Here is a 13,717-nt window from a genome sequence, read left to right on the forward strand (position 1 = left end):
AACAACGTATGAACCCATTAGAATATAAGAACTTTTACGATAAGGTTGGAAGATTAAACGGTTGGGATTTTAGTCAACTGAAGGTGGTATCCGAGGGAAAGCAGTGGGATTTTTACAATGAAGTTACCCAAAGATGTAAGAAGTCTGATTTACTGCTGGATATCGGGACTGGTGGAGGTGAAAGATTGCTATCCATCTCCGATTCTGCTCTGCTGCTAGTAGGAATCGACAATTCGAATGGTATGGTGCAAACGGCTGCTGCTAATTTGCACAAGTCCAATAAATCGAATGTGCGCTTCTTACAGATGGATGCAGCAAATCTGGAGTTCCCTTCAAGCTTTTTTAATATGGTAACATGTCAGCATTCGCATTTCTGTTCAGAAGAGGTAGCCAAAGTACTAGTACAAGAGAGTTGGTTTCTCACCCAACAAGTAAGCAATAACGATAAATATAACATAAAACAAGCTTTTGGCAGGGGACAGCAATTTGGAGCTGACGAAGGGATTTTAAAAGATAAGTACCTATCAGAGTTAGCAAGGGCTGGCTTTACTGAAATTCAGTTCTATGAATACGATGCAACAGAATATTACGAGTCGTATGAAGATTTGGTATTTCTTTTGAAATACACTCCGATTATTCCCGATTTTGGGGCATGTGATGATGATTTCAACATCCTTCAGAAATTTATAGCAGACAATCAAACCGCGCAAGGAATAAGGACGAATTCGAACCGCTTCATGATAATCGCAAGGAAATAACGAGCAAGATGATTCAAGTTAAGTACAAAGGCTGCTCATAATAGCAGTCTTTTTTGCGTTAACAAGACACATGATGCCATACCCTTAGAACAAGTAGGTATTATATTAAGATCATCTTAAGAGTTTTCGTTAAATGGGTATGCTATGCTAATATAGAGAATCCGCAACTGCAGGAACTTTGCGAGGTAGATAGAGGATCAGGAGGGCTTGATATGTTCGGAGGCACCATTCTCCTAGTTGACGATGAAAAGGAAATTGTCGATCTCCTGGAGATTTATTTGAAAAATGAAGGTTTTACTTTATTGAAAGCAAGTAATGGTATTGAGGCCTTGGAGATATTGAATTCTCAGCACGTCGATTTAATTATTCTGGATGTGATGATGCCACAAATGGACGGTATTGAAGCTTGTATGAAAATCCGGGAAGAAAAGCATATGCCGATTATTATGCTCTCAGCCAAGAGCCAGGAAATGGACAAAATAACGGGACTCAGCATTGGTGCAGATGATTATGTGGTCAAACCGTTCAGTCCGCTTGAAATCACGGCTCGTGTCAAATCCCAGCTTAGGAGGTATAGGCAGCTTAACGTTTCGTCCATCAAGAACGATAATGAAATCATTATTGATGATCTCGTCATTAATATTGCAACGCACAAAGTGAGCATTGATCACAATGAAGTCAGGCTGACACCACGGGAATTCGCCATCCTGCAGGTGCTTGCAAGAAACCGAGGAATTGTACTGAGCATGGAGAAAATTTACGAAAATGTCTGGAACGAGCCCTTCTGGGAATCGAACAATACTATCATGGTACATATCCGCAAAATTCGTGAAAAAATCGAAAAAGATCCAAGCAATCCTCTATATATTAAAACCGTGTGGGGAATTGGTTATACGATTGAGTAAGGACGAGAGACTGGGCAGGGAGAGACTGTTATTGAAAAATAAATTTATTTATACGATGCGTTGGAAGTTTATATACGTGTTTGTGCTCAGTATTGTACTTGCGGCTATAACCGTGTTTCTCAGCTATCGAATTTTACTTGCTTTGATTTATGTGAAGCCGTTTACGACTCCTGTCAGATGGGTGGTCAATAACATTGGTTCTACTCCCGTAATGGTTGTCATCGGCGGCTTTTTGTTCCTGTTCTTTTTCTTTATCTTTAGTAGAAAAATCATAGGTTATCTGGAGGAAATTACGCTGGGTCTTCAGGAGATAGCCAAAGGAAACCTCAGCTACGAAATTGTCGCAAGATCGTCGGATGAATTGGGCGTAGTGGTCGATAACATTAACCTGATGACGAGAAAGCTGCGCAAATCGATTGAGGAAGAAAGAATCGCTGAACGAACTAAGAATGAATTAATTACCGGGGTTTCTCACGACCTGCGGACGCCGCTTACCTCGATATTAGGCTATCTCGAATTGATTGAATCAGACCGTTATAAGGATGAGGTAGAGCTTCGGTATTATACGAATATAGCCTACGAAAAAACGAAAAATTTAAAAAAACTAATCGATTACTTATTTGATTATACTTCCCTGCATGGTAATGATCCCGTTCTGAAGAAGACCAAAATTAACATGTACGGTTTTTTAAAACAGCTTGCGGAAGAGTTTATACCGGCTTTAACGAAAGCAGGAATGTCTTACCGCTTGGCTTCTGATGATGAAATGGTGTACATCCATGCCGATGGAAATCAATTGGTACGCGCTTATGAAAATTTAATTTCCAATGCGATTCGCTACGGTAGGGAAGGCAAATACGTCGATATTCAGATCAGAACAAGCAGTAGTGAAGCCATCGTGGAAATTATTAATTATGGAGAAGTCATTCCTCAAATGGACTTGCCTTATATATTCGAAAGATTTTATCGTGCTGAGAAATCAAGATCTTCGCAAACAGGAGGCACCGGGCTCGGATTGGCCATTGCTAAAAGCATTATTGAAGTGCATGGCGGTCAAATCGCTGTACATAGCAATAGAAGCATGACCGTTTTTGAAACGAGGTTTCCACTGCTTACAGGTAATTCTTAATAATTATTAAGAATGACTTAAGCGGTTCATAAGCGGCCGCATATGAGATCTAAAGATTTGGCTAGTATACTCTTGATTATACAAGTGATTAAAAATTTGAAATCGAGGTGTAGGATGTCACGTAATTGGATTTTATTCGTAGCTGTGATTGTCATGTTGGGTATCGGAGGAAGCTGGCTGTACAACAAAGGAATGAAAGGAGATACCCCGTTGGCAGCGGCGCCGCAGCGTCAGGAGCCCAAGAAGGTCGAATCGGTGGACAAGCTTCAGGATAGTTATGACGTGGTTGTTGTTGGTACAGATCCGGAAGGTATTAGTGCAGCCGTCTCTGCAGCGCGCAATGGATTGAAAACCTTATTAATAGAAAGCAGAGATCGTGAAGTATTGGGAGGTTTGATGACGGTAGGCTGGTTAAACAGTATTGATATGAACTGGGTGAAGCCCAAATCCAACTTGCCGGGAAACACACAGGCCTACTTGAATCAAGGAATTTTTACCGAATGGTACAAACAAATAGAAGGCCATTCGTTTGATATTGAGACAGCAGCTAATGGTTTCTATGGGCTGGTTAGCTCGGAAGAAAACATTGATGTGTTCATGCAATCACAGACGATTGAGCCTATCGTTAAGCAAAATGACAAGTCCCGTGTGGTTAATGGAGTTAAGGTTACAACCAAGGACGGTAAACAGCATCATATAGAGGCCAAAGCTGTTATTGATGCCACTCAGGATGCTGACTTCGCCGCTGCTGCTGGCGTCGAATTTACAATAGGACGCGAAGATTTGGGTGATATTCAATCTGCGATGGCGGTTACGGCCGTGTTTCGTTTGAAAAATATCGATGCCAAAGCATGGGAGCTCATCTCCAAACGGCTTAATGAAGATGGGAACGACGGCACAGGAACAGACAAAATGTCTGCCTGGGGATACGGGACTGAGATGAAATCATACGTGCCGCTGAACAAGGAACGTGCCATGATGCGCGGGCTTAACATTGGCAGGCAAAATGATGATACGATTTTAATTAATGCGCTGCATATTTTTGGTATTGATGGATTAAACCCGGATTCGCACAAGGAAGCATTGGACATTGCCCAAGAGGAAATACCGAATGTCGTTAAATATTTAAATACATTCCCTGAATTCAAGAATGCCGAGCTGGATGGAATCGCCTCTGAGCTTTATGTTCGAGAAGCCCGACATATGAAAGGCTTATACCGCTTAAGTATTATTGATTTACTGGAAAATCGGGATCAGTGGGACAGAATAGCCTTCGGCTCCTACCCTGCGGATATCCAAAAAACTTCACCAGCAGATAACGGTGCCATTCCTGTTGATCCCTGGAGATATGCTGTACCATTCCGCAGTATCGTGCCGCAAGCTGTTGACGGATTGCTCGTGGTGGGACGTTCTGCCAGTTATGATACGTTGGCACACGGAAGCGCTCGTGTTATTCCGACTGGAATGGCGGAAGGCCAAGCAGCTGGTGTTGCCGTAAAGCTTGCCAAGGATCATAACGTTACCTTCCACGAGTTATCCGAATCGAAGCCGTTGATTACGGAAATGCAAAAGCAAATGAACGACCAAGGGATGGATATAAAGCCGTATACCTTGAATCAACCGTCCTTTATGGAGCATAAGGCTTATCCTGGTCTTAAAGCAGCCGTATATATGGGGCTTGCTTACGGCTCTTACGGCAACACGGCCTTTGATTTGGACAAGGCGTCTAATGCTCAAAGGATGGTTAATCAGATCAATAATATGAAACGGATCTACGCGGCTAATTTTACGGGTGTTCCTTCTGAAGCATTAAAAGGTGTGACAGAACCAGCTAATGAACCTTTAAGCTTGCAGCAAGCAAGCTTTACGTTAGTGAAAGCACTCGGCTTGAACACAAACTTAGATGGAGCGCAAGCTGAACTTCAATCTAAAGGGATCATCAGCCAAGCTACCGTCGATAGTATCGCGGATAAACAGAATTTAACCAATGGGGATGCTTTTATGCTGCTCAAGGATGCAGTAAGCAGCATAGTTGGTAAGCAGTTCTAGCATGAGGTGCTGCCTCTCCAGTAGTTTTGTAGCTACTGGAGAGGCAGCTCTTTTGCTGTCATCACTCTTGTTTACATTGAAAAAGGTCGAGCAGAGGGATTCAATTGCCTCTAGACTCAACCTTGTGGTTCATCATGGTTGGATGATGAAAGCTCTACATATTCGATAAATCGTTTGGCCGCTGGTGACACATAGTGGTCTTTTCTCCATTTCAGACCAATCTCCCAGTACCAGCCTTCATCCGTAATTGGAATCCAGACGAGCCCGTCCAGCATCAGCCCCAATGTTTTGGGAAGTACGGATACGCCGAGATCTGCCTTAATAAATCCCGCGACCGTGATTAGATCTTCAGCATCGTAAGTTGAGGTTAGCACAAAACCGGTATTTTGAAAACGGGACAAGATGGTGGCTTTCAACCCACAGTTGTTTTTGAGGCCTACGAAGGGCTCTCCTGATAGCTCCGCCAGACTTAATGCAGAATGACCAGCAAAACGGTGCCGAGAAGAGACGACGATGTATAAAGGCATAGTGTGGATGACGATCCATTGATGATTGTCAATAATCGATTCCTTCGAGGTAATCATTAAATCCGATAGCCCTTGTTCCAAATGCTCGTCAATATCTCCGAGATTTCCTTGCGTCAATTCGAAACGAACGTTAGGATGGTTCAATTGGTAAGCCTTCACAAGGGTGGGAACCAGATCAACACCCAGAATATTAAGGTAGGAGATGGAGATGACACCTGTATCAGGATTGGACCATTCCTCGATTTCCTGCATACCGTTCTCAATATTGTGCATGGCCTGTTCAATCCATTTCGAGAACATCTGTCCATACCGGTTAAGCTTGATATTTCGGCCGTTGCGTTCAAATAAAGGAACGTTTAATTCGTTTTCAAGCTTGGAGATAGCATGGCTTAATGCGGGCTGAGTAATACGGAGTGCTTTGGAAGCCATAGTCATGTGTTGAAGCCGGGCAACCGTCAAAAAATATTCCAATTGGGTAAGTTCCAATAGTTCGCCTCTTTTATATGAATATTATTAATCAATTTCATTATTATTATAAATTGGACGCTATGAAAGGGTCAAGTGTAAACTAACTTTGAAGTTAATTCAATCCGGGTGCATAACCCAAATTTACAGGAGGCTATACAATGAACAAATCATATACAAATCCGTTGAATGAATTTGAAGGCAAAAAGGTACTTGTAACAGGTGGTACAAAAGGAATGGGTCAAGCCGTTGTCAAACGACTATCTACTGCTGGCGCAACCGTCATGACAACCGCGCGATCTTTACCGGCCGATTTGGCAGAACCCCCTCTGTTCGTTCAAGCGGATTTGGCAACACCGGATGGTGTCGAAAAGGTTATTCAAGGGGTTAAAGAGCGGCTCGGTGGTGTAGATATTGTGGTTCATTGCGTCGGTGGATCCACCACACCACCCGGAGGAGCGCTTGTCCTGACCGACGAAGACTGGCTTCATGCGTTGAATTGGAATCTTCTTGCCGCTGTTAGGCTGGACCGCGGGTTGCTGCCACTGATGGTAGAGAAAGGCTCCGGCGTCATTCTTCATTTCACGTCAATCCAAAGACGAATGCCTCTATATGAAACGACATTGGCTTATGCGGCGGCGAAGGCTGCTCTTGCCAACTACAGCAAAGGTTTGTCCAACGAGTTCTCTCCACGAGGAATACGTATAAACACACTATCACCAGGTTTTATTCAAACTGAGGCCGCAGATGCGATGATTGATCGAATCGCAACCACAGCTGGGAGCAGAGAAAGTGCGCTGAATCAGTTAATGGACTCACTCGGTGGCATTCCGCTTGGCCGCCCGGGACTTCCGGAAGAAGTTGCCGAGCTGGTGGCATTTCTGGTATCCGACCGTGCGTCATCGATTACAGGGAGCGAATATGTTATTGATGGAGGCACGATTCCAACCGTGTAATATCCTATAAATCAACACATATTTTACTGGATTTATAGCAAACTATTCAGAGGAGAAGGCGACATATGGATGTCATTGTACGAACGAATAAGCGGTAGAAGCAGCTTTATATAATGAAGAAAGGGGGGATACCCTTGGCAGAAAAAAGCATCATGGCTTACTTTCATTCACCTGATGATGCAAATCGACTGCTTCCCAAGCTTAAGGAGCTTGGAACCATTGATGTTCAGGTTGCTAGGATTGGTCAATTCCAGGGTGACGGTGTGAGTGAAACGTTTAATCCATTAACGGGCGGTTTTCCTGGGTTAAGCTTTCTAACATTAAATAATGAGAGCCCAGGGATTGACGAAGGCATCTTGGCAGCGGCAGACGTTGATGCCAGCGGACTAAGTGCTCCTCGTTCAGAGGATGGGTATTATGATTATAACGGGGTAGGTAATATGGATATTTTGCTTACGGTGGTTATAGAGGAGAAAGCTTATGAACAGGCACAACGGATCGTCCGTGAGGGCGGAGGCTGCTTTTAACCTAACAAAGTGAACAGTATACCATTATAGAGTAGTAAAAATGCCCTTTACCTTCATGGTCGAGGGCATTTTGTCTGCTGACTGTGAAGTTTCATTTTATAGACCGTAAAGGGGGCTTACCCCATGCCCATCAAGCTAAGAACAAAGAAAAAGGACCAGATGCTACTGTTCGTCACTTGATCCAAATCAATTAGCTTAGAACTGAACTTTGTACAGACTTAAATAAGCCTTGGTGGCTTCGTTTTAAAAATTTCAATTTCCTAGGCAGCAGATCGTGAATTCTGTTTACAATTATAGACTACACCTAGAATGTCAAATACGGTTTTCTTCTCATACCGATGTGACTTGCTTCCATCCTTTTCAATCATCCGAAGAGAAGCACTCGCTGGACATCATCCGCTTGCTTTTTCATGGCATCATGTAAAGAAAGTAAATATTCTTTTAAGATACAAATTACTTTGAATTCACTGGCTTCTTTCTTTTTCTTCATCAGCAAAAGCCTGCGCATTTGAAACATGAGAGAAGAACTCAGCAAAATGGCGATCAACTGCCCGTATACATGACATTCAAAGCGTTCAGTTTTGATCGGCTTGCACCGGTCAATAAGATGGACTTCCACGTTTTAAATAAAATCTCGATTTGCCAGCGTAGAGAATACAGGTCATGGACATGCTCTTTTTTTAAGTAGATGTCAGGGGTATTGGTCATGTAGATATTGATGGCACTTCAACGCTTTGATCGTTCTTTATAGGTTACGTTTTTCTTTTTCTCTTGTTTAGCACGCATCGGGAGCCGCTTTTGAGTCTGTTCTTCCGTAAGTTTGTAAATAAGAAAAAAGGGATTGAAGGAAGGCAACTGCAGAAGGATTGAACCTCTGGTTCAATCCTTCTGCGCTCATCGAAAGCTGATTGGAGGCATCAAGTTGGCTACATAATCGTGCTAGGGGAGTCACAGCTACATGATCATTTTAAAAGATACATAAGGAAACCAAATCCTGCGCGGTATATTTGCTCTTTCGTTGGACGAAGCCAGCTTTTCTAGGGAGCTCCTCAAGTTGGGTAGGAGAAAAATGATGGTGAAGCTGTTGGGCTAGTAAATGCATTTCTTCGCTGATAGAAAGTGGAATAGAATTCATGGCAAACCATCCTTTCTATGGAATTATGCTTGATGTAGAAAGGATAGCTTATTTTTCCAGTTTGGGGTGTAGATTCATCTTAGCTTGATGGGCATGGGGTCCTACCAACATTTTAACGAAAAAATATACGCTAAGCAGTCTTTTCTTGCTCTAAGCCCAACTGACAAATAATATAGTAATATTTACGATATAAAGAGATGAAGATATATCCTTCGCCTAGCATATTGCAAATAACTACGTAATAGAACATATTTTGCATTGAAAAACAGCAAGTTTGTGAGTTTTTTGTGAGAAGCGATTGTTATATTAGAATACATATCCATATAAACCTGGATAAAAAAATAGAAAAAGGTGAGAGAAATGGCGCGTTTAATGAAGCGCATGCTGATCTTCAGTCTGGTAATGGTTTGGGCATTCGTCGGATTGCAGACAGCACCTGCGCAGGCAGCAACCAAGTGGGAGGATGTAAGCAGCATTAACGAAGGAGGATCCATATCAGGCATTACTATCGCTGCATACGGCGGCAGTCCTTATGCCGCCTATATTCAGAAAGAAAACAACACCCCCAGGCTGAAGGTTAAAAAGTTTAATGGAAGCACCTGGGAACCGGTAGGCAGCGAATACATTTCAGACGACAATTATAGCCACATCTATGATGTCAAAATGAGCATCAGTCAAGGGATCGTCTATGTTGCCTACACGGCTCATACGTCTCTGACTAATAAATTGTACGTGAAAAAGTATGACGGAAGCTCATGGAGCATGGCAGGAAACGGCATTTTTGATGTAGGCAGCACGGCAAGAAATATGTTCTCTCTTTATGCTGACGAAGGCGTTCCTTATATTTCTTATTCGACGGGAAAAGTGACCGTTATGAAATTGGAGAACGAGACCTGGAATATGGTCGGCAACGCACAGCTTGGCCAGCAAACTCAAACTAACGACCTGTATGTCTACCAAGGAATACCTTATGTGGTTTATCAAGAGGTCAGTCCCTCTTCCATTGTAGCGCAGAAGTTTAATGGAAATACATGGGAGAAAGTAGTGGGCAGCTCTTCCCAGGTTCAGTTACCGTCGAACAACCCTTTTTATGCTGATTTCGTGGAATATCCCAAGATTTACGTTGACAACGGAACGCCTTATGTTGCCTACAGACATCAAAATTCTTCAATTATTCAGTATGTTAACGTACGGAAATACAACGGAAGCGAATGGGAAAGCGTAGGTGCAACCAATTTTTCGGAAAAGTCGCCCATGAACATCAACTTCACAAAGGCAAAGGATTCGTTATACGTATCCTATTTCACGATTGAAATGCAGGGCTCACAATACGTTATAAAAACATTCATCCATCAGTATGTAAACGGGAACTGGACGATTATCGGCAACAATGGGGCATTTCCCAATAGCACGGGAGATCTCCCTCTTTATGGAAACAACAGCGCGATTTATGCCGCATACAGCACTTACGATGCTGCCAATCCGAATGTGAGTCAATTGGTGCTCAAGGCGATTCCGTTTGGACTGCAAGTAAGCACCTTTGCCCCGTCCGCGAACGCGACCGGCGTTTCACTGAAGAAGGGACTCTCCCTCACCTTCAGCGAAAACGTAACAGCTGTGAACGGAAAAAACATCATCATCCGCAAGTCGTCGGATAACAGCGAGGTGGAGAGAATCGCAGTTAATGATGCGCAGAAGGTGAGCATTTCAGGGAGCACGGTTACTATTCAGTCCAAACCGTTGGAGGGCAGTACCAAGTATGATGTATATATCGAGGCAGGGGCGTTTCAGAACCAGGACGGCATCACTTATGAGGGAATATCTTCCCCTGGGGTATGGAGCTTTACGACTCTTATCAAGGGAGATCTGACCGGCAGTGGAAAGGTCATGCCAGCAGATATACTCCTTGTCAATCAATATATATTGGGGAAAATCACTTTGACTCCAGAGCAACTCGAAATAGCCGATATGAACGGCGATGGAGTCGTGGATGCAGCAGACGCGGCGATCATGATGAACATTTACTTAGGGAAGGCAGTGAAATAAATGGATAAACGTCGATATGGAACCAGACGATGGTTGCACCAAATGCTCGTTTTTATCGTAGTCTTATGCATGACGGCTTCATTCGTGCCAATGGCCGGCGTCGAGGCTGCCGCGGGAGTGAAAGCTGAAGCAGTTGGGGCGTCAGGCCAGGCCGGAAGTACGGTAAGTGTGGCAGTCAACATGGAGCCAGGGACAACACCAGGTAATGATTTTATTTTAGGATACAGCATGGAATTGTCTTACGACGCCCAGGTGCTTGAGCTTGTCCAGGGGAATTCAGCGGTAAAAGATGAAGCGCCGTCCTCACTTTTTAGTGCAGATACATCCGTGGCCGGAAAGATTAAGGTTGAGGCAACGGGTTTAACCGACTTAGGGTTTCTTAGTTCCAAACAAAAGATATTTACGGTTCAACTGAAAATCAAAGATAACGCGGTACCGGGTGATTCCATTGTAAACTTCACCTCCGCGAAATATACGGTGGACGGTACGACTTTCGATACGATTTCCAGTCCCACTGCCGGTACGGTCAGCATCAATCCGCTTGCGCCTGGCACGGTGAGCATTGTTATCGGCAGTGCCAACGGAGCACCCGGCGAAACGGTCGATGTGCCCGTATCCGTAAACGAAGCTTCGAAAGGAGTCGGCTCTTACGGAATAGAAATCGCTTATGATACAGCCGCACTGGAAGTGACCAAAATAACCGGCCAATCCGGTAACAGCTTCGATTCTATATACGACAATACTTTAGGCTCGCTCAAAGCTGCTTGGGCAGATCAGAGGGGCGGCGATGCCGCCATAACGGCAGGCCAAAAAATGTTTACGATCTCCTTCCGTATTAAGGATGGGGCGATGACCGGGGCTAAAGCCTTAACCTTAAAGGGAAACAATCCGGAACAATTTACCGTTACCGACGCATCGGCGAAAGAAATGACGAAAACGCTGCAGTCCGGTAAAGTTGAAGTTGCTTTCCATTTGAAGGCGGCTGCGGGAGACGGCACAGCTCTCTTGAACTGGAACAGCGTAACAGGCGCTACCTACTACAATCTTTATATGGGTACAGCAAGCAGTGTTTACGACGCAACCTACAAAGCTTCCGTTACGCAAACCACCTACAACGTGAACGGCTTGACGAACGGGACAGCTTACTATTTCTTAGTCAAAGCATACAATGCCGGCGGATGGATAACCGATTCCAATGAGGCCAGCATCAAGCCGAACCCAGCAGTGCCGCCGACGCTGACGAAAGTCGGCATCGCCAGCCGTAATGCCACCCCGTCCGTTGCCAAAAAAGGCGATGTGGTGACTCTAACCTTTACAGCCAGCGAGAGCTTAAAGGAATTGCCCGCAGTCACCCTTACAGGCCAGACGGCCAGTGTGACAAGCTTGGGCGGCAATGTCTATAAAGCGGAATATTCATTTACAGGCAATGAAACGGAAGGGCTTGTTCCGTTCACCATCGATTTCGCCAGTTTGTCCGGAAACCCGGGAGTGCGCGTAAATACGACAACAGATGGCAGCAGTGTATTGTTCGATAAAACGGCGCCTGTGGGAACATTGAGCATTAACAGCGGAGCAGAGAGCACGATCTCGACCTCTGTCAACTTGACGATTACGGGGAGCGACGGTGCGGGTTCGAATGGCATACGGATGCGTTTTTCTAACGACAAAGTGGACTGGAGCTCATGGGAAGCGATTGCTGGAACGAAAGCTTGGGCGTTGAGCCCGGGCAGCGGCGCAAAGACAGTATCCATGGAGTTGACGGATGCGGCGGGCAATATAACAACGCCGGCGATCAGCGCGGCGATTACCTTACGCAACACGTCCAACGGCGGGGGCAACTCATCGTCAGGTTCATCTTCAGGTTCTTCACAGGGTGAGACCATCACCGTTAATGTAGAAAACACCGGCAACGGCGGCGTTGTGTCCACGGCGGTCATACATCGTACGACTGGAGCGGACGGACGGAAGAAGGATGAGCTTTCCCTTACGCCGGGTCAGACAGACAAGCTTGTTGAGCAACTGAAAGCTGCTGGTTCCAGCTCTGCCAAGATCGTCATTCCCGATCCGAAGGATGAGGTTTCAGAGGTTAAAGTAACGTTGCCGAAGGAATCAACAGCCAAATTGGCGGACAATAAAGTGAATTTAGAGATCAGCACGAATAATGTACGCATTGTTATTCCGGACGGATCGCTGCAAGGATGGAAGGATGACATCTACTTCAATATCGTGCCGGTCAAAACAGAAAGCGGACGCAGTGAAATCGAACAACGCGCAAGAACGGAGCAGATTGTGCGTGAAGCCGCTGGCAGCGCAATTGTCAATGTCTTGGGTCGTCCGATGATGATCGAGACGAACATGCAGAACCGTCCGGTTACGCTGGTACTGCCTCTACCCGACACGGGCCTGAACGAGCAGCAGCTTAAAGAGTTGGGCATCTTCATCGAGCATAGCGACGGCACAAAAGAGCTGATTCGAGGGGAAATTGTCTCCTACGATTCAACGGGCAAGCCGGGCATACAGTTTACTGTGAACAAGTTTAGTACGTTTACGGTCGTTCAGTTAGGATCGCAAGCGGTGCATCAAGCGTATATGACGGGCTATCCGGACGGCACATTCAGACCTGACAAGCCAATTACGCGTGCAGAAATGGCAACCGTGTTAGTCCGGTTGTTCGGTAAGGATAAGGGCAATAAGACAGCTGCCAAAACCTATACGGATACCACGCCTGGTCATTGGGCTAATGCAGCTATCGATTTGGCAGCGGACAGCGGACTGATGGATGGCTACCCGGATGGCAGCTTCAAGCCGGAGCAAACCATTACGCGAGCTGAAGCGGCAAGCATTGCAGCTCGTTTGAGTTCAGCCGCGGAAGGCAGCGGCAGCTTCTCCGACACCGTAGGTCATTGGGCAGCGGCAGCGATTGGGAAAGCGAAGGCGGCGGGAGTAGTTAACGGATACGGGGACGGCACGTTCCGTCCTGAGCAGACCCTTACCCGGGCTGAAGCGGTGATGATGCTTAACAAGTTGTCGGGCCGGGATCCGTTATCTGTATCCGATGCAAAGTGGAGCGATGTACCTTCACAACACTGGGCGTTTAAGAACATTCAAGAGGCGTCCGTGGATCATGTTCATGTGCCGGTATCAGTCGGCGGAAAGTAACAGAGCAAGGTAGTCACAACTTGGATGAGAGCAAGTTAATTTTTAGGTGAAATTGATTTGA

General features: G+C 45.3%; 9 protein-coding genes and 1 pseudogene. 8 read left to right on the forward strand and 2 right to left on the reverse strand.

The window, feature by feature from the left end:
* Window positions 1–8 precede the first annotated feature (8 nt).
* The 4 genes from OB236_RS35340 (at window position 9) to OB236_RS35355 (ending at window position 4,841) form a co-directional block, all read left to right on the forward strand.
* Window positions 9–758, forward strand: coding sequence for a class I SAM-dependent methyltransferase (locus tag OB236_RS35340; RefSeq protein ID WP_262688247.1), 750 nt, complete (start codon window positions 9–11; stop codon window positions 756–758).
* Window positions 759–970: 212 nt separating this feature from the next.
* The gene (locus OB236_RS35345) at window positions 971–1,663 is read left to right on the forward strand and encodes a response regulator transcription factor (RefSeq protein WP_262688248.1); all 693 of its coding nucleotides are present in this window, start codon (window positions 971–973) and stop codon (window positions 1,661–1,663) included.
* 31 nt (window positions 1,664–1,694) lie between these two features.
* Window positions 1,695–2,792, forward strand: coding sequence for a sensor histidine kinase (locus OB236_RS35350; protein WP_262688249.1), 1,098 nt, complete (start codon window positions 1,695–1,697; stop codon window positions 2,790–2,792).
* Window positions 2,793–2,906: 114 nt separating this feature from the next.
* A complete protein-coding gene (locus OB236_RS35355; protein WP_262688250.1) occupies window positions 2,907–4,841 on the forward strand; it encodes an FAD-dependent oxidoreductase in 1,935 nt (644 codons plus the stop codon).
* Window positions 4,842–4,957: 116 nt separating this feature from the next.
* Here the strand turns inward: OB236_RS35355 and OB236_RS35360 are convergent, their stop codons facing one another.
* The gene (locus OB236_RS35360; RefSeq protein WP_262688251.1) at window positions 4,958–5,854 is read right to left on the reverse strand and encodes a LysR family transcriptional regulator; all 897 of its coding nucleotides are present in this window, start codon (window positions 5,852–5,854) and stop codon (window positions 4,958–4,960) included.
* A 140-nt stretch (window positions 5,855–5,994) separates the two neighbouring features.
* Here OB236_RS35360 and OB236_RS35365 point away from each other — a divergent pair, with 140 nt between their 5' ends.
* Together OB236_RS35365 and OB236_RS35370 are read left to right on the forward strand one after the other, a co-directional pair.
* The gene (locus tag OB236_RS35365) at window positions 5,995–6,789 is read left to right on the forward strand and encodes an SDR family oxidoreductase (RefSeq protein ID WP_262688252.1); all 795 of its coding nucleotides are present in this window, start codon (window positions 5,995–5,997) and stop codon (window positions 6,787–6,789) included.
* Window positions 6,790–6,923: 134 nt separating this feature from the next.
* On the forward strand, window positions 6,924–7,316 hold the full coding sequence (locus OB236_RS35370; protein WP_262688253.1) for a hypothetical protein: 393 nt from the start codon (window positions 6,924–6,926) through the stop codon (window positions 7,314–7,316).
* Between the two features lie 260 nt (window positions 7,317–7,576).
* Here the strand turns inward: OB236_RS35370 and OB236_RS35375 are convergent.
* A pseudogene (locus OB236_RS35375) lies at window positions 7,577–8,147 on the reverse strand (transposase); the annotation flags it as partial.
* A 664-nt stretch (window positions 8,148–8,811) separates the two neighbouring features.
* Here OB236_RS35375 and OB236_RS35380 point away from each other — a divergent pair.
* Both OB236_RS35380 and OB236_RS35385 read left to right on the forward strand, forming a co-directional pair.
* The gene (locus tag OB236_RS35380) at window positions 8,812–10,497 is read left to right on the forward strand and encodes a dockerin type I domain-containing protein (RefSeq protein WP_262688254.1); all 1,686 of its coding nucleotides are present in this window, start codon (window positions 8,812–8,814) and stop codon (window positions 10,495–10,497) included.
* Window positions 10,498–13,656, forward strand: coding sequence for an S-layer homology domain-containing protein (locus OB236_RS35385; RefSeq protein WP_262688255.1), 3,159 nt, complete (start codon window positions 10,498–10,500; stop codon window positions 13,654–13,656).
* Window positions 13,657–13,717: the final 61 nt, after the last annotated feature.

It is taken from the genome of Paenibacillus baimaensis, from assembly GCF_025567575.1.

What these genes read in the sequence shown, in the direction of transcription:
- OB236_RS35340 (WP_262688247.1), top strand. Translation starts at nt 9, where the DNA reads ATGAACCCATTAGAATATAAGAACTTTTACGATAAGGTTGGAAGATTA.
- OB236_RS35345 (WP_262688248.1), top strand. Translation starts at nt 971, where the DNA reads ATGTTCGGAGGCACCATTCTCCTAGTTGACGATGAAAAGGAAATTGTC.
- OB236_RS35355 (WP_262688250.1), top strand. Translation starts at nt 2,907, where the DNA reads ATGTCACGTAATTGGATTTTATTCGTAGCTGTGATTGTCATGTTGGGT.
- OB236_RS35365 (WP_262688252.1), top strand. Translation starts at nt 5,995, where the DNA reads ATGAACAAATCATATACAAATCCGTTGAATGAATTTGAAGGCAAAAAG.
- OB236_RS35380 (WP_262688254.1), top strand. Translation starts at nt 8,812, where the DNA reads ATGGCGCGTTTAATGAAGCGCATGCTGATCTTCAGTCTGGTAATGGTT.
- OB236_RS35385 (WP_262688255.1), top strand. Translation starts at nt 10,498, where the DNA reads ATGGATAAACGTCGATATGGAACCAGACGATGGTTGCACCAAATGCTC.